Raw genomic sequence first — 19,847 nt, 5'->3', positions numbered from 1 at the left:
CATCAGTAGCGGTAGTGGTCCGGCTTGTACGGGCCCTCCACCGGGACCCCGATGTACGACGCCTGCTCGGGGCGGAGCGTCGTCAGCCTGACGCCGAGGGCGTCGAGGTGGAGGCGGGCGACCTTCTCGTCCAGGTGCTTGGGGAGGGTGTGGACGCCGACGGGGTAGTCGGAGGTCTTCGTGAAGAGTTCGATCTGCGCGAGGGTCTGGTCGGCGAAGGAGTTCGACATCACGAAGGAGGGGTGCCCGGTCGCGTTGCCGAGGTTCAGCAGACGGCCTTCGGACAGGACGATGACGACCTTGCCGTCGGGGAACGTCCAGGTGTGGACCTGCGGCTTGACCTCGTCCTTCACGATCCCGGGGAGCGCCGCGAGGCCGGCCATGTCGATCTCGTTGTCGAAGTGGCCGATGTTGCCGACGATCGCCTGGTGCTTCATGCGGGCGATGTCGGACGCCATGATGATGTCCTTGTTGCCGGTGGTGGTGACGAAGATGTCGGCCGTCTCCACGACGTCCTCCAGGGTGGCGACCTGGTAGCCGTCCATCGCCGCCTGGAGCGCGCAGATCGGGTCGATCTCGGTGACGATCACGCGGGCGCCCTGGCCGCGCAGCGACTCCGCCGAGCCCTTGCCGACGTCGCCGTAGCCGCATACGACGGCCGTCTTGCCGCCGATGAGGACGTCGGTGGCGCGGTTGATGCCGTCGATGAGGGAGTGGCGGCAGCCGTACTTGTTGTCGAACTTCGACTTCGTGACGGCGTCGTTCACGTTGATCGCCGGGAAGAGCAGCGCGCCCTCGCGGTGCATCTCGTACAGACGGTGGACGCCCGTCGTGGTCTCCTCCGTCACACCGCGGATGCCGGTGGCGATGGCCGACCAGTCGAGTGCGCTGTTCTCCAGCAGGGCTCGCATGACGGCCAGTTCCTCGTTGGCGGCCTCGGGAAGGCCGCCGGTCTTCTGGTACTCGACGCCCAGGTGGACCAGGACCGTGGCGTCACCGCCGTCGTCGAGGATCATGTTGGGCCCGGGGCCCGAGGTCCCGCCGTCGGTGGCCGGCCAGGTCAGCGCCTGCTCCGTGCACCACCAGTACTCCTCCAGGGTCTCGCCCTTCCAGGCGAAGACCGGGATGCCGGCGGCGGCGATCGCGGCGGCGGCGTGGTCCTGGGTCGAGTAGATGTTGCAGGACACCCAGCGCACCTCCGCGCCGAGCGCCACCAGGGTCTCGATCAGGACCGCCGTCTGTACGGTCATGTGGAGGGAGCCGGTGATGCGGGCGCCCGCGAGCGGCTGCGCCTCCGCGTACTCGCGGCGGATCGACATCAGGCCCGGCATCTCGTGCTCGGCGAGCGTGATCTCCTTGCGGCCGAAGGCGGCCAGCGAGATGTCGGCGACCTTGTAGTCCGTCAATGTGTCAGACATGGACAACGCTCCTTGCGCTCATGATGGTTCGGTGGATTTCCAGGGCCGCCGTCGACCTGTTCAGCGTGATGTAGTGCAGGCCGGGGGCGCCCTCGTCGAGCAGCCGCAGGCCCATCGCGGTCGCGTGCTCGACGCCGATGCGGTACGCCGCCGCCGGGTCGTCCTTGGCCGCCTCCAGGCGGTGCGCCAGGTCCTCGGGGAACGCGGCGTCGCTGAGCTCCGCGAAGCGCCGGATCTGGCGTACGTCGGTGGCCGGCATGATCTCCGGGATGATCGGGGTGTCGCAGCCTGCGGCCGCGACCCGGTCCCGCAGCCGCAGGTAGTCCTCCGGGTCGAAGAACATCTGCGTGATGGCGTAGTCGGCGCCCGCCCGGCACTTGGCGACGAAGTGCGCCAGGTCGTCGGCCGGGCCCGCGGACCTCGGGTGGCCCTCGGGGAAGGCCGCCACGCCGATCCGGAATTCGCCCAACGACCGCACCAGCGCGACCAGTTCATGGGCGTACGTGAATCCGCGCGGGTGAGGTGTCCACGGGCCGCGCGGGTCGCCGGGCGGGTCTCCGCGCAGGACCAGGACGTCCCGGACCCCGGCGTCCGCGTACGCGCCGATGATCGCCCGCAGTTCGGCGGCCGAGTGTCCGACGGCCGTCAGATGGGCGACCGGGCGCAGGGTCGTCTCGGTCGCGATCCGCTTGGTCACCTCGATGGTCCGGTCGCGGGACGAGCCGCCGGCGCCGTACGTCACCGAGACGAAGTCCGGGGACAGGGCCTCGACCCGGCGGATCGCCTCCCACAGGGTCCGCTCCCCCTTGTCCGTCTTCGGCGGGAAGAACTCGAACGAGTAGGTGGGGTTCACAGGCGTCGGCCTCCCGCGTTGAAGTAGCTCGCCTCGGGGTGGTGGACGACGATCGCGTCGGTCGACTGCTCGGGGTGCAGCTGGTACTCCTCCGACAGCTCCACCCCGATCCGTTCCGGGCGCAGGAGCGCGGCGATCTTCGCCCGGTCCTCCAGGTCGGGGCAGGCCGGGTAGCCGAGCGAGTAGCGGCAGCCCTGGTACTCGGTGCGGAGCATGCCGTCCAGGGACGCCGGCTCCGAGGTGCCCGCGATGCCCCACTCGGCGCGCACCCGCGCGTGCCAGTACTCGGCCAGGGCCTCCGCCAGCTGGACGGAGAGGCCGTGGAGTTCGAGGTAGTCCCGGTAGGCGTCGGCGGCGAAGAGCTTCGCCGTCTCCTCGCCGATCCGTGAGCCGACGGTGACCACCTGCATCGCGACGGCGTCGATCTCGCCGGAGTCCTCCGCACGGTGGAAGTCGGCCAGGCAGAGGCGGCGGCCCCGCTGCTGGCGGGGGAAGGAGAAGCGGGTCCGCTCGCCTCCGTCCTCGTCCAGGACGATCAGGTCGTCGCCCTTGGACACACAGGGGAACCAGCCGTAGACGACGGCTGCTTCGAGGATGTGGTCCGTCTGGAGGCGGTCGAGCCAACCGCGCAACCGCGGCCGGCCCTCCGTCTCGATGGTCCCGGTGTCCTTGAGGCCCCACTGGCCCTTGAAGAGGGCCGTCTCGTCGAGCCAGGGGGCGTACTCGGCGAGCTGGATGCCCTTGACGACCCTGGTCCCGAGGAAGGGGGGCTCGGGTACGGGGTTGTCGGCGGCGACGTCGGAGCGGCCGGCCGGCTCGGGCTCCCGGACCTCCGCCGCGGGCGTCGGGGTCTCGCGTTTCGGCACGCGGCGCTGCTTGAGCGGGGGGAGTACGGCGCCGGGGACGCCGCGCTTGACGCCCATGAGGGCGTCCATGAGGCGCAGGCCCTCGAAGGCGTCGCGGGCGTAGCGGACCTCGCCCTGGTAGATCTCGTGGAGGTCCTGCTCGACGTACGCCCTGGTGAGGGCGGCGCCGCCGAGGATCACGGGGAAGCGCCGGGCCAGACCGCGGCCGTTCAGCTCCTGGAGGTTCTCCTTCATGATCACGGTGGATTTCACGAGGAGGCCGGACATGCCGATCACGTCCGCGCGGTGCTCCTCCGCCGCTTCCAGGATCGCGGAGACGGGCTGCTTGATGCCGATGTTGACGACGTTGTAGCCGTTGTTGGAGAGGATGATGTCGACGAGGTTCTTGCCGATGTCGTGGACGTCGCCGCGGACGGTGGCGAGGACGATCGTGCCCTTGCCGACCCCTCCCTCGCCGTCGGCCGTTCTCTCCATGTGGGGTTCGAGGTGGGCCACCGCGGTCTTCATGACCTCGGCGGACTGGAGCACGAACGGCAGCTGCATCCGGCCGGAGCCGAACAGCTCGCCGACCGTCTTCATGCCGTCGAGCAGGATCTCGTTGACGATCTCCAGGGCGGGGCGGATCGTCAGGGCCTCGTCGAGGTCGGCCTCAAGGCCGTTCTTCTCGCCGTCGACGATCCGGCGCTTGAGGCGCTCGTCCAGCGGCAGGGCGAGGAGTTCCTCGGTCTTGCCGGCCTTCATCGACTTCGCCGTCGCGCCCTCGAACATCTCCAGGAAGCGCTGGAGCGGGTCGTAGCCGTCCCGGCGGCGGTCGTGGATCAGGTCGAGCGCGACCTCCACCTGCTCCGGCTCCAGGCGGGCGATCGGCAGGATCTTCGACGCGTGCACGATCGCCGAGTCCAGGCCCGCCTTCACGCACTCGTCGAGGAAGACGGAGTTGAGGACGATCCGCGCGGCCGGGTTCAGGCCGAACGAGATGTTGGACAGGCCGAGGGTGGTCTGCACGTCCGGGTGGAGCCGCTTGAGCTCCCTGATCGCCTCGATCGTGTGGATGCCGTCCCTGCGGGACTCCTCCTGACCGGTGCAGATGGTGAACGTGAGGGTGTCGATCAGGATGTCCGACTCCCTGATCCCCCAGTTCCCCGTCAGGTCCTCGATGAGCCGCTCGGCGACGGCCACCTTGTGCCCGACGCTGCGGGCCTGGCCCTCCTCGTCGATGGTCAGCGCCATCAGGGCCGCGCCGTGCTCCTTCGCCAGGGCCGTGACCTGCGCGAACCGTGACTCGGGGCCGTCGCCGTCCTCGTAGTTGACGGAGTTCACGACCGCCCGGCCGCCGAGCTTCTCCAGGCCCGCCCGCAGCACCCCGATCTCCGTCGAGTCGAGGACGATCGGCAGCGTCGAGGCCGTCGCGAACCGGCCGGCCAGCTCCGCCATGTCCGCGGTGCCGTCGCGGCCCACGTAGTCCACGCACAGGTCGAGCATGTGCGCGCCCTCGCGGATCTGGTCCCGCGCCATCTCGACGCAGTCGTCCCAGCGGCCGTCGAGCATCGCCTCGCGGAACTTCTTCGAGCCGTTGGCGTTGGTGCGCTCGCCGATCGCCAGATACGCGGTGTCCTGGCGGAACGGCACATGGCTGTAGAGCGAGGACGCGCCCGGCTCCGGCTCGGGCCGTCGGTCGAGGACGGCCGCGCCCCGCACCCGCTCCACGATCTCCCGCAGGTGCTCCGGGGTCGTGCCGCAGCAGCCGCCGACCAGCGCGGGGCCGTACTCGCGGACGAACGCCTCCTGCGCGTCGGCCAGTTCGCCCGGCGACAGCGGGTAGTGGGCGCCGTCGGAGGTGAGGACGGGCAGGCCGGCGTTGGGCATGACCGAGATCGGGACGCGGGCGTGCCGGGACAGGTGCCGCAGGTGCTCGGCCATCTCGGCGGGGCCGGTGGCGCAGTTCAGGCCGATCATGTCGATGCCGAGCGGCTCCAGCGCGGTCAGCGCCGCACCGATCTCGGAGCCGAGCAGCATCGTGCCCGTCGTCTCCACGGTGACCTGCACGATGACCGGCAGGTCCACGCCGACCCAGTCCAGGGCCCGGCGGGCGCCGATGACGGCCGCCTTCGTCTGGAGGAGGTCCTGCGAGGTCTCGATGAGCAGGGCGTCGGCGCCGCCCCGGATCAGGCCCTCCGCGTTCTGCCGGAAGGCCTCGCGCAGCGGCTCGTACGTGACGTGGCCCAGGGTCGGCAGCTTCGTACCGGGGCCCATGGAGCCGAGGACCCACCGGGGGCGTCCGTCGGCCGCCGTGTGCGCGTCCGCCGCGGCGCGGGCGATCCGGGCGCCGGCCTCGGACAGCTCGTACACCTGGTGCTCGATGCCGTACTCGGCGAGCGCGGCCAGGTTCGCCCCGAAGGTGTTGGTCTCGACGCAGTCCACGCCCACCGAGAAGTAGGCGTCGTGGACGGAGGCTACGATGTCGGGGCGCGTGAGGTTGAGGATCTCGTTGCAGCCTTCGAGGTTCCGGAAGTCGTCCATCGTCGGGTCGGCGGCCTGGAGCATCGTCCCCATCGCCCCGTCGGCCACCACGACCCGCTTCGCGAACTCCTCCCGCAGGGACCTCCGTACGACGGTCACGTGAGCCCCCTCAGATGGGTGACGAGCGTGGCGGTGCAGCCGGCGCCGTACGTCGTCCTGATCCGGTCCAGGAGCGAGTCCCGGTGAAGGCGGTACTCCTGCGTCCCCACGTAGTCGAGGACGGTCGCGGCCACCGCGCAGCCCAGCTGCGCCGCGCACCGCTCCGGGACGCCCCACAGCCGGCCGGCCAGGAAACCGGACCGGAAGGCGTCCCCGACCCCGGTCGGGTCGACGACCGCGGCGACGTCCACGGCCGGCACGGCGAGCGGCTCGCGGCCCTCGCCCCGGATGCGGACGCCGGCCGCGCCGTGGGTGGTGACCCAGGTGCCGACCCGGCGCAGCACGTCCGCCTCGGTCCAGCCGGCCTTCTCCAGGAGGAGCGCCGTCTCGTACTCGTTGGTGAACAGGAACCGCGCCCCGTCCACCAGCTCCCGCACCTGCTCGCCGTCGAGCCGCGCCAGCTGCTGCGACGGATCGGCGGCGAAGGGAATCCCCAGGTCACGGCAGGTGCGGGTGTGCCGCAGCATGGCCTCGGGGTCGTCCGGGGAGACCAGGACCAGCGCCAGCCGGCCGGTGCGCGCCACGACCTGCCGCAGGTCGATCTCGCGCGCCTCGGACATCGCCCCCGCGTAGAAGGTGGCGATCTGGTTCTGGGCCCGGTCGGTCGTACAGACGAACCGGGCGGTGTGGAGCGACTCGCTGACGCGCACCGAGTCGGTGTCCACACCGTGGTCCTTCAGCCAGACCCGGTACGGCTCGAAGTCGGCGCCGACCGCGCCCACGAGGGCGGGGCGGAGGCCGAGGACACCGAGTCCGAAGGCGATGTTCGCTGCCACTCCGCCACGCCTGACCTCCAGGTTGTCGGCGAGGAACGACAGGGAGACCCGGTCCAGCCGGTCGGCGAGCAGCTGCTCGCTGAACCAGCCGGGGAAGGTCATCAGATGGTCGGTCGCGATGGATCCCGTGACAGCGATCCGCATGGCCTACTCCCCCACTGCCTTCTTCAGGGCCTCCACGCGGTCCGTGCGCTCCCAGGTGAACTCGGGGAGCTCGCGGCCGAAGTGGCCGTACGCCGCCGTCTTCGCGTAGATCGGCCGCTTGAGGTCCAGGTCGCGGATGATCGCCGCGGGCCGCAGGTCGAAGACCGCGCCGACGGCCTCCTGGATCCGCTCGTCCGGCAGGGTGCCCGTGCCGAAGGTCTCCACGAAGAGACCGACCGGCTCGGCCTTGCCGATGGCGTACGCCACCTGGACCTCGCAGCGGCGGGCGAGGCCGGCCGCGACGACGTTCTTCGCGACCCAGCGCATCGCGTACGCCGCGGAACGGTCGACCTTCGACGGGTCCTTGCCGGAGAAGGCGCCGCCGCCGTGCCGGGCCATCCCGCCGTACGTGTCGATGATGATCTTCCGGCCGGTGAGTCCGGCGTCGCCCATCGGGCCGCCGACCTCGAAGCGCCCGGTCGGGTTGACCAGGAGCCGGTAGCCGTCGGACTCCAGACTGACGCCCTCCTCGACCAGCTCCTTGAGGACGTGCTCGACGACGTACTCGCGCACGTCCGGGGTGAGCAGGCCCTCGACGGAGATGTCGGCCGCGTGCTGCGAGGAGACGACGACCGTGTCGAGGCGGACCGGGCGGTCCCCGTCGTACTCGATGGTGACCTGGGTCTTCCCGTCCGGGCGCAGGTACGGCACGGTGCCGTTCTTGCGGACCTCCGTCAGGCGGCGGGAGAGCCGGTGGGCGAGCGCGATCGGCAGCGGCATCAGCTCGGCCGTGTCGTCGCAGGCGTAGCCGAACATCAGGCCCTGGTCGCCGGCGCCCTGCGCCGCCAGTTCGTCCCCGGTGCCTTCCACCCGGGACTCGTACGCCGTGTCCACGCCCTGCGCGATGTCCGGCGACTGGGCGCCGATGGACACCGAGACGCCGCAGGAGGCACCGTCGAAGCCCTTAGCGGAGGAGTCGTAGCCGATGTCGAGGACGGCCTCGCGCACCAGCTTCGCTATCGGCGCGTACGCCGTGGTGGTCACCTCGCCGGCGATGTGGACGAGACCCGTGGTGATCAGGGTCTCCACCGCGACCCGCGAGGACGGGTCCTCGGCGAGCAGCGCGTCGAGGATGGTGTCGCTGATCCGGTCGGCGATCTTGTCGGGGTGTCCCTCGGTCACCGATTCCGAGGTGAAGAGGCGGCGGCTCATGCCTGGGCCTCCACCGGGGTCTTGAAGAAGTGCTGCTCGATGGCACCGAGGGTGCGGATGGACTCGACCTCAAGGGTCTCCATCTGGATCGCGGTGCCGCTCTCCTGCTCCAGGAGGAAGACGAACTCGACGAAGGACAGCGAGTCGATGAGCCGGTTCTCGATCAGGTCCAGGTCGGACGCGATGTCGTCGCGCTCGGGGTGACGCTCGAGGATCCAGTTCTTCACCGTCTGCAGGCCGTCGGCCATGGTTGCTCTCCTTTAGCTGCTAATGGATGGGTGTGGCGGGCGCGATGATCGGTGCGGCCACCGCCACCGCGTAGTCCACGTCGTGGCTGATGGACACGGTGATCTCGGTGATGCCGGACTCCGCGGCCATCTCGGCGGCCGTCCGGTGCAGTTCCACGAGCGGCCAGCCGCCCTCGGAACGCCGCACCACGATGTCCGGCCAGGGCAGGAACCTGCCCCTGACCCGCAAGGTCTTGAAGGCCGCTTCCTTGGCCGCGATCCGCCCGCACAGGCTCAGTACGTCGAGCCCGGAGGAGGTACGGCAGTCGGCGAGCTCGCCGGGGGTGAGCATCCGCTCGAAGAACCGCTCCCCGTACTGGGCGAGGAGCCTGCGGACACGGTTGACGGACACGATGTCCATGCCGAGGTTCGCCCACCCCAGGCCGCCCGCCGGCGGGGCGGCGGGACGGGCCGGCACGTCAGATCACCGGCCCGGCCGCGCCACTCGCACCGGCCCGCGTGCGGGCGTTCGCGTCGAGCACCGCCTCGGTCGCCGCCTGCCAGCCGCCGTGGCGGCGGGTCAGCGCGGACAACCAGCGTTCGAGGCCGAAGGCGACACAGCTGGTGAAGGCCGGTCCGCCGGTCGACTCCAGGGTGATGTCGCAGCGGTCGCCGAAGAAGTTCCGGTGCGTGTTGACCGAGGCGATCGCCAGGTCCTCGTACAGGAACTCGTACTTCACCGGGGTGAGCCGCTGGAGGAGCGCCTTCGAGCCGCCCTTGTCGAAGAAGGGGTCGCAGGCGGCCTCCCTGCGCAGCGGCAGGTCGAGCGCCGCCGCGAAGGACTGGATCCGGGTGGTGAAGTCGGCGAGATGCGTCTCGGCGTGTTCGCGCGCGCCGATGGCGACGATCTCCCGCATGCGGAAGCCGAGTTGGCGCCGCATGCCCTCGTAGTGGGTCTCCTTGCGGAAGCACCAGGAGCAGATCGTGACGAGGGTGTCGTCGGCGACCCGGGTGCCCTGGTGGTCGAGGTAGACGGCGTAGCAGGACGCCGAGGGCAGTCCGAGGCCGGCCGGTTCGAGGGCGGCGGCGGGCCACTGCCCGTGCTCGCCATCGAAGGGGGCGGCGAGGCGCCCCTCCAGGTCGAGCGGGGCGGCGAGGACGGCCTGGTGCGGGAAGTTGTCGTAGTAGTCCAGCTTCGCCAGGTCGGCGGCCGGCAGGAGCGGGGGCATGGTCATCGGGCGGGCGCCCGCGGTCACACCCCAGCTCTCGAAGGTGTCGTCGAGGAGCCGCAGCAGGCGGGTCCCCTCCGGTCCGAGCGAGGGGAGGCCCCTCGTGTCCCCGACGGTTCCGGGGGTCGTCACGGTCATGGTCGGTGCACCTCTCGGGTGAGGGCGTCGCTCAGACGACGGGCAGGGTGTCGTCGGAGAAGATCCCGGTCTTCAGGAAGAAGGAGAGCGGCTTGCGTATCGCCTTGCGCTCGTGGGGGCGGCGGCTCTCGTCGGCGACCAGCGCGTTGCGCAGGGCCAGCGGGTCGGGGATGCCGGCGTCGCGGTACACGTGCGGGTTGTAGAGGGAGTTGACGCTGTAGACGACGTACCGCTTGAGGTACGCCTCCACCTCGCGGACCCGCTCGGCGCTCACCGCCTGGCACATCCGGCCGTACAGGAGGGAGACCAGCTCGCGCCCGAAGGCGATGTGGCGGGACTCGTCCTGGTGGTGGATGCGGTTGACCTCGCGGATGGTGTGGCAGAGCGAAGCGTCCTTCGCCATCCGGGAGTTGTAGTGGTCGACGAGCTCCTCGAAGAAGAGGATGCGGGTGAAGACGAGGAAGTTCTCGACCTCGGGCTCCCAGGCGGCGTCGGCGCGCATGGCGGTGGAGCCGTAGATCTTGTGGCCGTAGCGCCGGCAGAACTCGGAGAAGAACCACATGTGTTCGTTCTCCTCACCGATGAAGTGGTGGAAGAAGTCCGAGGGCACCTCGAAGCCGGGCATGTGGATGCGGCCGACGACCTCGATGAGCAGCTCGCGGATGCCGTGCACGTTGAGGCTGTAGAAGTTGATGGACTCCCACTTCGACAGGCGCTGAAGCGTTTCCTCATCGAGGGCGTCGTAGTGCCGGGTGCCGTAGACGGTGAGCAGCTCCGGGGTCATCCAGAAGCGGTTCTCCTCCAGCGTCTCGGGCCACTGGAAGGTCTGGTACGGGTTGTAGTAGTCCTCGACGGAGCGCTCGCTGAGCCGCTCCAGGACCTCCATGAACCGGTCGGTGACGGGCAGGGGGGCGGTGGCGCCCATGATGGTTCCTCCAGGCTTCGGGGGTTCAGGGCCGGACTTCGTAGACCGCGTTCACCGGGGTCTCGGTGGCACGCCGCCAGCGGGTGAAGCCGGCCTCCTCCGCGATGGCCCGGAAGGCCTTCTCGCCGGAGTGGTTGCCGAGCGCGTGCGGGCCGCGCTGGGCGACCGCGACGGGCAGGCACATGACGGCGGACAGGGCCATGAACATGCGGGCGGCGGGCGTCTGCACGTCGATGTCCTGCGGGGACACGTTCGACTCGACGAGCATCCACGTGCCGTCCGCGTCCAGGGACTTGTGGACGTGCTGGGCGGCGGCGACCGGGTCGCCCATGTCGTGCAGGGCGTTGAAGAAGCAGACCAGGTCGTAGCCGGAGCCCGGGTAGTCGTCGGCCGACGCGACCTCGAAGACGACCCGCTCGGAGAGACCGGCCTCCTCGGCGAGCTCCCGGGCGATCGAGATGGCCTCCTCCGAGTAGTCGAAGCCGTGCACGGTGGCGTTCGGGAAGGCCTTCGCGATGAGCAGTGTGGTGTGGCCGACGCCGCAGCCCACGTCGGCGACGGTGCCGCCGGCGGCGAGCTTGTCGGTGACCTGGTGGAGGGCGGGCAGCCAGTCGGCGACGAGCTTGTGCTCGTACGTCGGCTGGAAGAAGGAGCCCATGCCGGTGTCGAGGGCCGCGTCGTGCTCGGCCCAGCCGACGCCGTCACCGGTGCGGTACGCCTCCACGAGCAGGTCCTCGGTGGCGTACAGCGCCTTGAGGGCGGTGAAGAACCCGGCGGCGTACGTGACGGCCTGGGGGTCCGCGAGCACCTCGACGTGGTCGGCGGGGAGCGTGTACGTGAGGGAGCTGGGGTGCCGCTCGACGTACCCGGCGGAGAGCTGGGCGTGCAGCCACTCCTCGATGTACCGCTCGTTCGTGCCGGTCGCCGCCGCGAGCGCGGCGGCGGTGAGCGGGCCCCGCTCGGCCAGCGCCCGGTAGAGGCCGAGGCGCTGTCCGAGGGAGACGGTCAGGCCGCGGACGGCCGCTCCGGCGTCGGTGATGACCCTCTGGTGGAAGTCGTGGGCGCTCACGCGGCCGCCTCCTCGTAGCCGTTGGCTTCCGGCAGTTCGCAGGTGAACAGGAAGGACCGCGGCACCCGCGGGACCGAACGGGGCGGCACCGGGTAGGGCCAGCGTCCGAAGTCGGCGCCGTCCTCACCGGGCTGCCTGACCTCGCGTACGGCCCAGCCGCAGTCGGCGAGCAGCGCCTCGGGCTCCTCGGTGCCGAAGAGCCAGGGGTTGCCGTCCTCGTCCAGGGCCTTCATGAACCCGCGGGCGAGCGGGTTCTCCAGGGCGGCCTTCGAGATGACGTCGCCGAGCAGCACGGAGCCGGGGGCGGCGTGCGCGGAGAGCGTCGAGATGAGGGTCCGTACGGCCTGCTCCGGCAGGAAGAACAGCAGCCCCTCCACCACCCACAGGACGGGTTCCTCGCTCTTCCAGCCCGCCTCCTTGAGGGGGCCGGTCCAGTCCTGGGTGAGGTCGACGGGGACGGTGATCCGGTCGCGGCCGGCCGGCTTCGGCTCCTTCGCGAGCATCTCGGCCTTGGCCTCCAGGAGGGCCGGGCGGTCGAGCTCGTAGACGGTGACGCCGTCGGGCCAGGGCAGCCGGAAGAAGCGGGTGTCCATGCCGGCGGCGAGGAAGACGACCTGGCGGATGCCCCGCTCCTCCACCGCCCGGACGATGGCGCGGTCGAGGTAGGTGGTGCGGATGGCGAGGAACGGCACGGTGCCGCCGCCCGCGTAGCGGTCGAGCAGCTCGAAGCCGATCTGGTCGGCGACGGTGCGCGCGTAGGGATCGGCGAACAGCCGGTCCTCGCGCTCGGTCTCCAGGGCGCGCGCGGCGGCGGTCCACTGGGCGGTGCGGGATACGGCCTCCACAGGAGGTCTCCCTTCACTTCGGTGGGTGTACGGGTCACTTCGGTGGATGTACGGGGCTTCGGACGGGGTCCGGACGAACGGACGGGTCCGGATGCACGGACGGGTCCGGATGCACGGACGGGTCCGGATGCACGGACGGGTCCGGATGCACGGACGGGTCCGGATGTACGGACGGCCGTGTTCAGGGGCCCGACGAAGGACGGTTCGTCAGGCGCTCATGACCGGGACACAGGTCTTGGCCGGTCGCACACAGGCGACGGGGTCCTCGGCCGCGGGCATCGACGACAGATGGTCGGCCTCGGAGTCGGCGGGGCGCCGGCGGAAGATGCTGTGCAGGATCATGCTGAACACGGCCGTCCCGTCGGAGGCCACCAGGGTGCACCGCGGTTTGACGGTGCCGGTGGCGGGATTGAACGGCGACGGGGTGGAGCCGAGGATCTCTACGCGTGCGGTGAGGACGTCGCCCGGGCGGACGGGCCGCAGGTAGCGGACCTCGTCGATGCCGGGCGAGCCCATACAGGCGCTGTAGGCGAGCAGTCCGTCGACGTAGCGGCGCATGAACATCGCCTGGGTGTGGAATCCGCTCGCGATCAGGCCGCGGAACTGCGACCGCTCCGCGCGCTCGGGGTCCGTGTGGAAGGGCTGCGGATCGAAGCGCCTGCCGAACTCCAGCACCTCCTCCGCCGTGACGGTGACGACGCCCAGCTCATGGACGTCGCCGGGCCGGAAGTCCTCGAAGTAGCGCATCGTGCGCCCCCCTTGACCTAGGAGTGGTCTTTCCCTGGCACCCCCCAATCTACGAATCAGTCATTTATTTTGTCAACCCAAAAGAAGCACCCAAGGGGCGCTGTCCCAGGGCCTGTTCGGCGTCGGCCCACAGGTCTTCGACGGCCTCGATGCCGACCGACATCCGTACGAGCCCCGGGGCTATCCCGGCGGCCTCAAGGGCGGCCCCGTCGAGCTCCCGGTGGGACGTGGACGCCGGGTGGGTCACGAGGGTCTCCACCCCGCCGAGGGAGAGCGCGAGCCGGGCCACCCGTACACCCTCGACGAAGGCCCGGCCGGCCTCCCGGCCCCCCGCGAGCTCGAACGACAGCAGCCCGCCGCCGCCGTCGAGCACCTTGCGGGCGCGCTCGTACGAGGGATGGCCGGCGAACCACGGGTAGTGGACGGCCGAGACGCCGGGGTGGGCGGCGAGCCGCTCGGCGAGGACGGCGGCGTTGGCGCAGTGCTCGCGCATCCGCAGCGGCAGGGTGGGTATCCCGCGCAGGGTCAGCCAGGCCGCGAACGGGTCGGCGCAGGCGCCGAGTTCGACCGTACGGGGCCAGATCCGGCGGCGCAGCTCGTCGTCGGCGAAGACGGCGGCGCCGCCGAGGACGTCCGAGTGCCCGGAGAGGTACTTGGTGGTGGAGTGGACGACGATGTCGGCGCCGTGCTCCAGGGGGCGGCACAGGACGGGCGAGGCGAGGGAGTTGTCGACGAGGCCGACGACCCCGAGGGCGCGGGCGGCGGCGAGCAGCCCCGGCAGGTCGGGGACCCGGCCGGTGGGGTTGGCGATGGTCTCCAGGACGAGCAGCCGGGTGGCGGGGTGCACGGCGGCGGCCTCGAACTCGGCCGGGTCGTCGCCGGATATCCGTACGACCTCGATCCCGTACCGCTCGGCCAGGTCGGCGAGAACGGCATGGGTCCCGCCGTACAGGCAGCGCTGGGCCACCACCCGGTCGCCGGGCCGCAGGAGGGCGAGCAGGACCCCGCTGATCGCCCCCATGCCCGAGGCGAAGGCGATGGCCCCGGCGCCGCCCTCAAGCCCGGCGAGGGTCTGCTCCAGGGCCCGTACGGTCGGGTTGCCGCGGCGGCTGTAGACGTACGCCCCGTCGGGTCCGGCCATGGCGTCGGCGAGCTCGGCGGCGGACTCGAAGGCGAAGGCGGAGGACTGCACGAGGGGCACGGAGAGCGGCCGGCTGCCGGGCGGGAGCGGCTCGTCGACGACATGGACGGCGCGGGTGCCGAGTTCCACGGAAGTTCCTTTCCGGAGGCTGTGCGGGATACGGGATCGGGAACGGGATGGGAGAAGGGGCCGCCCGATGTCCGGGGTGGACATCGGGCGGCCCCTTCGGGGCGGGGATCAGGCGGAGACCTTCTCGCCCTGCGGCGCGGGGGCGGCGGCCTCGGCCGCGACCGCCTTGTCGCTCTTCATGACGAGGAGGGTGATCACACCGCCGACGGCGGCGATGATCGCGGCGCCGACGAAGGCGGACGAGAAGCCGTCCGTCAGCTTCGGCAGGTTGCCGAGCTGGTCGGCGCCCTGGGACATGGCGACCGCGGTCAGCGCGGCGAGACCGAGCGCGGAGCCGACGTTGTAGGTGGTGTTGACGATGCCGGAGGCGAGACCGGCCTGCTCCTGCGGGGCGCCGGACATGGCGGTCATCATCGTCGGGATGTAGGCGAGGGACATGCCGAGCGCGGCGACCAGCGAGGCCGGGAGGACGTCGACCAGGAAGGAGCCGGTGGGCGGGACGGCGGCGAGCCAGACCAGACCGGCGGCGAGGACCAGCAGACCGCCGGCGATGAGCGGCTTGGCGCCGACCTTCATCATGAGCCGGGCCGTGATGGCCGTCATGAAGATCATGAGGAGCACGGTCATCGGCAGCAGGGCGGCACCGGACTCGAAGGCGCCGAAGCCCAGGACCTGCTGGAGGTACAGGTTGAGGAAGTACCACATCGGGATCCAGGCGGCGCCGAGCAGCGTCATGGCCAGGTTGGCCGAGCCGAGGCGCGGGACGCGCCAGACGCTGAGCGGCATGAGCGGCTCGCCGATGCTCTTCTGGATCACGAAGAAGAGGACCAGGAGGGCGGCGGCGCCGATGAGCTGGAGGATCGTCCCGGTGGAGCCCCAGCCGACCTCGGGGGCGCGGACCACGGCGAAGACGGCGAGCGCGAGGCCGGCGGTGACGGCGACGGCGCCGAGGATGTCGACGGAGCCGCGGCGGGACTCGACGTTCGGGAGGAGCTTGGTGGCGGCGAGGGTCGCGAGGCCGATCGGGATGTAGATGATGAAGACCCACTGCCAGCTCATCCACTCGGTGAAGACACCGCCGAGGAAGACGCCCGCGGTGCCGCCTGCCGGGGCGGCGGCGCCGTAGAGCGCCATCGCCTTGCCGAGCTCCTTCGGGTCGTGCATGAAGAGGATCATCAGCAGGGTCATGGCGGAGGGCGCGATGAGCGCACCGCCGACACCCTGGACGGCGCGGCCCGCGATCTCGACCCAGGCGGTCTGCGCGGCGGCGGCCAGGACCGATCCGGCGATCATGACCGCCCAGCCGGCGACGAAGATCTTGCGGGCTCCGACGAGGTCGGAGAGGCGTCCGCCGAGGAGCAGGAGGCCGCCGAAGACGATCACGTAGGCGTTGAAGATCCACTGGAGCTCGCTCTGCGAGAAGCCCAGGTCCTTCTGCATCTCGGGGAGCGCGACCCCGATGATCGACGTGTCCATGATGACCATGAACTGTGCGGCGGCGAGCACGACAAGTGCCCACCAGCGCCGGGGATTGACGGTTGACATTGCCCTGACCCTTCACTCGCTGCGGCCCCCGAGCGGTCCGACCGGGACTCGGGGCATACCCCTAGGGGGTACCTGTGCGGAGCACCGTAGCATACCCGTGGGGGGTATGTAAGAGTGAGGGGAAAGCGCTGCCGAGGACACGGGGGAAGCACGCCTTCCGGCGCGCGGGCCGGGCAGAATGCCCCCATGACCGCCGAGGAACACCCCGAGCTGCTCCAGCGCTGGAACTCCACCCTGCACGCCGCCCGCGCCGGCCGGGAGGGCCCCGACCCCGCCCCGTACGGCCGCAATCTGCTCACCCGCTGGGCCGAGCCGCAGCGCCGCTACCACACGGTCGACCACCTCCGGGCGGTCCTCACCCGCATCGACGAACTCACCGACCAGGGCGGCGAGGGAGGGGAGCTGGAGCTCGTACGGCTCGCGGCATGGTTCCACGACGCCGTCTACCGCCCCGACCGCTCCGAGAACGAGGAGCGCTCGGCGGTCCTCGCCGAGAAGGCACTCACCGAGGCCGGACTCACCCCGCACGAGGTCGCGGAGGTCGCCCGCCTTGTCCGCCTGACGGTCACTCACGACCCCACCCCCGGCGACCTGAACGGCGAGACGCTCTGCGACGCGGACCTCGCGATCCTGGCGACCGACCCCGATACCTACAGGGGGTATGCGGCCGCGGTCCGCGAGGAGTACGGCTTCGTCCCCGACCACGCCTTCCGAGAGGGCCGCGCGGCGGTCCTCCGCCACCTCCTCGGACTGCCCCGCCTTTTCCGTACGCCCTACGGAGCGGCGGTCTGGGAGGAGAAGGCGCGGGAGAACCTGGAACGCGAACTCGCCGAACTGACGGGCGTGCCCGGTACGGGCTGAGGCCGGACCGTGACGACCGCCCGCTTGATCATGTCGCTACCGGGACCTCGCCAACACGGGCGGCCCCTGGCTCGGCGGCACGGTCATCGACGCGGGCCTCGGCTCCGCCTCGACGGCCCGGGCGGCCGCGGCGACGACCGCCGACGGCCTGGCGACCGCCGCGGTGGCCCTGACGCTCCACACGTCGCCGTCCCGCGTGGTGACCTCCGGCACCCCGCAGACCGAGAAGGCCGTGTCGTCCATGTCCCGCCGAACCCGTCCCCGCCGGCACCACCCGCCGGGGACGGCGGCGGAAATCCCCTTCGTACAACGCCGTCACCGCCGTACGGTGGCGCGGTGACCACACAGATGATCATCCTCAACGGCGGTTCCAGCGCGGGGAAGTCCGGCATCGTGCGGTGCCTCCAGGCCGTACTCCCCGACCCCTGGCTCGCGTTCGGAGTCGACTCGCTCATCGACGCGATGCCCCTCAGGATGCAGAGCTCCGACGACGGCATCGGGTTCGACCCCGACGGCGGAGTGAACATCGGCGCCGACTTCCGCGCCCTCGAAGGCGCCTGGGCCCAGGGGGTCGTCACCATGGCCCGCGCCGGCGCCCGCGTCATCATCGACGACGTCTTCCTGAGCGGAGCGGCCGCCCAGGACCGCTGGCGGACCTTCGCCGGCGACCTCGACGTGCTCTGGGTCGGGGTCCGGTGCGACAGCGCCGTCGCCGAGGGCCGCGAGGTCGCACGCGGCGACCGGGTCGCCGGAATGGCCGCGAAGCAGGCGGACCTCGTGCACCGGGGCGTCGACTACGACGTGGAGGTCGACACCACCCACACCGAATCGCTGGACTGCGCCCGCGCCATCGCGTCCCACATCGTCTGACCCGCGCCGCCGCGGCCCCGCGCCGCCCGGACCGTACGCCTCACGCCGAGGTCAGATCCTGCACCAGGCGCGTCATCTGGGGCGACGGCTCGACCTCCAACTCCTGCCGCAGCAGCCGCTGGTACTCCTTGTAGCGCTTCACCGCGCACGCCGTGTTGCCCTCGGCGATGTGGATCTCGATGAGGATGCGGTGCGCCGTCTCCCGGATCGGGTCGATCTGGGTGGCGGTCAGCGCCGTCTGGAGCGCCGCCAGATACTCGCCGTCCCGCCGCAGCCGCTGCGCCAGACTCTCCAGCGCGTGCAGCCGCACCTGGTCCCAGCGCTCCCGCTCCAGGAGCAGCCACTCGTCCGGCCAGGACGGCAGCAGCTCCTCGCCGAGCTTCGCGACCAGCGGCTCCGGGTCGGCGGGCGGCGGGGCGTCCGCCACCGCGCCCTGCGCCAGGCCCCGCACGGAGTGCAGATCGACCTGGACCACCGGGGCCAGCCGCAGCCGGTGGTCCACGCACTCCACCGCGGTCACGGAACCCGCGCGCCGGCCATGGCACAGCGCGGTCCTGAGGTTCGCCGAAGCCCTGCTGGGGCTGCAGTCGGGCCAGAGTCGCTCGGCTGCCGCACCCCGGTAGACACCTCCGGCCGAGTGCAGGGCGAGAAGCGCCAACAGGCGCTGCGCACCTGATGGGAGGGGGATGCGGCATCCGGCGTATGAGAGCTCGAAAGCACCGAGCAGTTCGAGGTATACGCCGTTCGATGACACATCCCTCACTGTGCAACCGGCCGGTGGATCACGCATCCGCGCATCCGCCCGCGCAGGCCCCCGCCGTACGGGTCCACCGCACCGCCGCGGCCGTATTCGCGGCGGATCGGACCACGGCGGGGACCGTCGCGTCCCCGGCCTGACCGGCGGGCAAACGGCCCGCGCGACACCCCGGCAACGGCCCGGAAACGCTCCGGCGACGCCGCTTGCACATTCCGGGTGACGAACCGCCCACGACGAGACTCCACGGTCGGATCGACAAGCCTTTCCGCACGCGGTGCCCACGGGCACGGAAAGCAGGTCCGAGATGAAGCCTCGGGCAGTTCTGGGAGAGCTCCGCGCTCGGCCCGGCGAGCCGTTCGGCGACCCGCGGGTGTGCGTGGCCGTACTCGACGGCCCGGTGGACCTGTCCCACCCTTGTTTCGCCGGCGCGGATCTTACGCGTCTGGACACCCTGGTGCAGGAGCCCGCGGGCACCGGCCCGATGTCCCTGCACGGCACCCACGTCACCAGCACGCTGTTCGGCGCGCCCGGCAGCCCCGTCACCGGTCTCGCCCCACGCTGCCGCGGCCTGATCCTTCCCGTGTTCCGGGACGGCGGCGACGGCCGGGTGCCCCAGATGGACCTGGCCCGCGCCATCGAGCGCGCGGTCGAGGAAGGTGCGCACGTCATCAACATCAGCGGCGGCGAACGGACCGACGCCGACCAGGCCGACGCCCTCCTCAGCCGGGCCCTGCGGCTCTGCGAGGACCGGGGAGTCCTGGTCGTCTCCGCCGTCGGCAACGACGGCGCCGACACCCACCAGGTCCCGGCCGCCGTCTCCTCCGTACTGGCCGTCGGTGCCGCCGCTGCCGACGGCAGGCCGCTCGACATCAGCAACTGGGGCGCCGACTACCGCAGCCACGGCGTCCTCGCCCCCGGACAGGACATCGAGGGGGCCGCGCCCGGCGGCGGGCTCGCCACCCTCACCGGGAGCAGCTTCGCCACCCCGCTCGTCGCCGGCACCGCGGCGCTCCTCGTCGCGGCCCAGCTCGCCGCGGGCGGGCCGGCGGACCCGAAGGCCGCGGGACAGGTACTGCTCGCGACCGCCACCGCCCCCGACTGTGCCGACCCGGACGCCCCGGCCTGCCGCCGCGGGCTCGGCGGCAGCCTGGACGCCGCCCGGGCGCACGCACTCATCACCAGGAACGACAGGAACCACTGGATCGACAGGAACGAGGAGGAAGCCGTGACCACTCCCGCAGCCGCTCCCACTCCGTCCGAGGCCCCGGCGCCGCAGGTCGCCCCGGCCGCGTACGAAACTCCCGCGCCCTACGGGACACCAGCGGCCCCCGCACCCACGCAGCCCATGGCTCCCGCGCCGGCGGCCCCACCCGTACCGGCGGGCATCACCGCCGACGGCGCGGGAGCCATGGGCTG

Annotated in this window: 19 protein-coding genes; 3 read left to right on the top strand and 16 right to left on the bottom strand. The window is 71.4% G+C overall.

What is annotated here, in order from left to right:
* Positions 1-2 precede the first annotated feature (2 nt).
* From ahcY to AOK00_RS20425, 14 genes are all read right to left on the bottom strand, one after another.
* On the bottom strand, positions 3-1,418 hold the full coding sequence (gene ahcY, locus AOK00_RS20490) for an adenosylhomocysteinase (protein ID WP_437441430.1): 1,416 nt from the start codon (positions 1,416-1,418) through the stop codon (positions 3-5).
* Complete coding sequence (gene metF, locus AOK00_RS20485; RefSeq protein ID WP_055601749.1) at positions 1,411-2,271, bottom strand: methylenetetrahydrofolate reductase [NAD(P)H]; 861 nt, start codon at positions 2,269-2,271, stop codon at positions 1,411-1,413. Before metF ends, ahcY begins: the two co-directional genes overlap by 8 nt.
* On the bottom strand, positions 2,268-5,756 hold the full coding sequence (gene metH / locus AOK00_RS20480; protein WP_055601748.1) for a methionine synthase: 3,489 nt from the start codon (positions 5,754-5,756) through the stop codon (positions 2,268-2,270). The genes metF and metH overlap by 4 nt, the downstream gene beginning before the upstream one ends.
* Positions 5,753-6,736 carry a carbohydrate kinase family protein gene (locus AOK00_RS20475; RefSeq protein ID WP_055601747.1) on the bottom strand — a complete coding sequence of 328 codons (984 nt, stop codon included), beginning with the start codon at positions 6,734-6,736 and terminating at the stop codon, positions 5,753-5,755. The genes metH and AOK00_RS20475 overlap by 4 nt, the downstream gene beginning before the upstream one ends.
* A 3-nt stretch (positions 6,737-6,739) precedes the next feature.
* Entirely contained in the window at positions 6,740-7,948 is a 1,209-nt protein-coding gene (gene metK / locus AOK00_RS20470) for a methionine adenosyltransferase (RefSeq protein ID WP_055601746.1), read from the bottom strand.
* The gene (locus AOK00_RS20465; protein WP_030322008.1) at positions 7,945-8,196 is read right to left on the bottom strand and encodes a phosphopantetheine-binding protein; all 252 of its coding nucleotides are present in this window, start codon (positions 8,194-8,196) and stop codon (positions 7,945-7,947) included. The genes metK and AOK00_RS20465 overlap by 4 nt, the downstream gene beginning before the upstream one ends.
* A 19-nt stretch (positions 8,197-8,215) precedes the next feature.
* Positions 8,216-8,653 (bottom strand): holo-ACP synthase, encoded by a 438-nt coding sequence (gene acpS, locus AOK00_RS20460; protein ID WP_055601745.1) that lies wholly within the window; start codon positions 8,651-8,653, stop codon positions 8,216-8,218.
* Between the two features lies 1 nt (position 8,654).
* Positions 8,655-9,542, bottom strand: coding sequence for a hypothetical protein (locus AOK00_RS20455; protein WP_055601744.1), 888 nt, complete (start codon positions 9,540-9,542; stop codon positions 8,655-8,657).
* Between the two features lie 31 nt (positions 9,543-9,573).
* Entirely contained in the window at positions 9,574-10,467 is an 894-nt protein-coding gene (locus AOK00_RS20450; RefSeq protein WP_055601743.1) for a diiron oxygenase, read from the bottom strand.
* A 25-nt stretch (positions 10,468-10,492) separates the two neighbouring features.
* A complete protein-coding gene (locus AOK00_RS20445) occupies positions 10,493-11,536 on the bottom strand; it encodes a class I SAM-dependent methyltransferase (protein WP_079042097.1) in 1,044 nt (347 codons plus the stop codon).
* Positions 11,533-12,381 (bottom strand): class I SAM-dependent methyltransferase, encoded by an 849-nt coding sequence (locus AOK00_RS20440; protein ID WP_055601741.1) that lies wholly within the window; start codon positions 12,379-12,381, stop codon positions 11,533-11,535. The genes AOK00_RS20445 and AOK00_RS20440 overlap by 4 nt, the downstream gene beginning before the upstream one ends.
* 207 nt (positions 12,382-12,588) lie before the next feature.
* Positions 12,589-13,128, bottom strand: coding sequence for a MaoC family dehydratase (locus tag AOK00_RS20435; protein ID WP_055601740.1), 540 nt, complete (start codon positions 13,126-13,128; stop codon positions 12,589-12,591).
* A 64-nt stretch (positions 13,129-13,192) separates the two neighbouring features.
* Complete coding sequence (locus tag AOK00_RS20430; RefSeq protein WP_055601739.1) at positions 13,193-14,398, bottom strand: trans-sulfuration enzyme family protein; 1,206 nt, start codon at positions 14,396-14,398, stop codon at positions 13,193-13,195.
* Between the two features lie 108 nt (positions 14,399-14,506).
* The gene (locus tag AOK00_RS20425) at positions 14,507-15,943 is read right to left on the bottom strand and encodes an MFS transporter (RefSeq protein WP_055601738.1); all 1,437 of its coding nucleotides are present in this window, start codon (positions 15,941-15,943) and stop codon (positions 14,507-14,509) included.
* 186 nt (positions 15,944-16,129) lie between these two features.
* Here AOK00_RS20425 and AOK00_RS20420 point away from each other — a divergent pair, with 186 nt between their 5' ends.
* Positions 16,130-16,804, top strand: coding sequence for an HD domain-containing protein (locus AOK00_RS20420; protein WP_055601737.1), 675 nt, complete (start codon positions 16,130-16,132; stop codon positions 16,802-16,804).
* Positions 16,805-16,840: 36 nt separating this feature from the next.
* On the opposite strand, the gene AOK00_RS41445 is transcribed toward AOK00_RS20420, so the two are convergent.
* The gene (locus tag AOK00_RS41445; RefSeq protein ID WP_055601736.1) at positions 16,841-17,047 is read right to left on the bottom strand and encodes a hypothetical protein; all 207 of its coding nucleotides are present in this window, start codon (positions 17,045-17,047) and stop codon (positions 16,841-16,843) included.
* Between the two features lie 105 nt (positions 17,048-17,152).
* On the opposite strand from AOK00_RS41445, the gene cpt reads away from it, so the two are divergent.
* A complete protein-coding gene (gene cpt / locus AOK00_RS20410) occupies positions 17,153-17,674 on the top strand; it encodes a chloramphenicol phosphotransferase CPT (protein WP_055601751.1) in 522 nt (173 codons plus the stop codon).
* 40 nt (positions 17,675-17,714) lie between these two features.
* Here the strand turns inward: cpt and AOK00_RS39130 are convergent, their stop codons facing one another.
* The gene (locus AOK00_RS39130) at positions 17,715-18,185 is read right to left on the bottom strand and encodes an AfsR/SARP family transcriptional regulator (protein WP_159041809.1); all 471 of its coding nucleotides are present in this window, start codon (positions 18,183-18,185) and stop codon (positions 17,715-17,717) included.
* A gap of 550 nt (positions 18,186-18,735) precedes the next feature.
* Here AOK00_RS39130 and AOK00_RS20400 point away from each other — a divergent pair.
* Positions 18,736-19,847 (top strand): S8 family serine peptidase (locus AOK00_RS20400; protein WP_159041808.1); only part of this gene is annotated, 1,112 nt, incomplete at its 3' end.

It is taken from the genome of Streptomyces aureus, assembly GCF_001418135.1.
In the GTDB taxonomy this organism is placed as follows: Bacteria; Actinomycetota; Actinomycetes; order Streptomycetales; family Streptomycetaceae; genus Streptomyces; species Streptomyces aureus_A.
This window is presented reverse-complemented; position numbering and strand designations above follow the sequence as displayed.

Excerpts from the sequence above, each read along its gene's own strand:
- ahcY (WP_437441430.1), bottom strand. The coding sequence starts at position 1,418 with ATGTCTGACACATTGACGGACTACAAGGTCGCCGACATCTCGCTGGCC.
- AOK00_RS20475 (WP_055601747.1), bottom strand. The coding sequence starts at position 6,736 with ATGCGGATCGCTGTCACGGGATCCATCGCGACCGACCATCTGATGACC.
- metK (WP_055601746.1), bottom strand. The coding sequence starts at position 7,948 with ATGAGCCGCCGCCTCTTCACCTCGGAATCGGTGACCGAGGGACACCCC.
- AOK00_RS20465 (WP_030322008.1), bottom strand. The coding sequence starts at position 8,196 with ATGGCCGACGGCCTGCAGACGGTGAAGAACTGGATCCTCGAGCGTCAC.
- AOK00_RS20455 (WP_055601744.1), bottom strand. The coding sequence starts at position 9,542 with ATGACCGTGACGACCCCCGGAACCGTCGGGGACACGAGGGGCCTCCCC.
- AOK00_RS20450 (WP_055601743.1), bottom strand. The coding sequence starts at position 10,467 with ATGGGCGCCACCGCCCCCCTGCCCGTCACCGACCGGTTCATGGAGGTC.
- AOK00_RS20435 (WP_055601740.1), bottom strand. The coding sequence starts at position 13,128 with ATGCGCTACTTCGAGGACTTCCGGCCCGGCGACGTCCATGAGCTGGGC.
- AOK00_RS20425 (WP_055601738.1), bottom strand. The coding sequence starts at position 15,943 with ATGTCAACCGTCAATCCCCGGCGCTGGTGGGCACTTGTCGTGCTCGCC.
- AOK00_RS20420 (WP_055601737.1), top strand. The coding sequence starts at position 16,130 with ATGACCGCCGAGGAACACCCCGAGCTGCTCCAGCGCTGGAACTCCACC.
- AOK00_RS41445 (WP_055601736.1), bottom strand. The coding sequence starts at position 17,047 with ATGGACGACACGGCCTTCTCGGTCTGCGGGGTGCCGGAGGTCACCACG.
- cpt (WP_055601751.1), top strand. The coding sequence starts at position 17,153 with ATGATCATCCTCAACGGCGGTTCCAGCGCGGGGAAGTCCGGCATCGTG.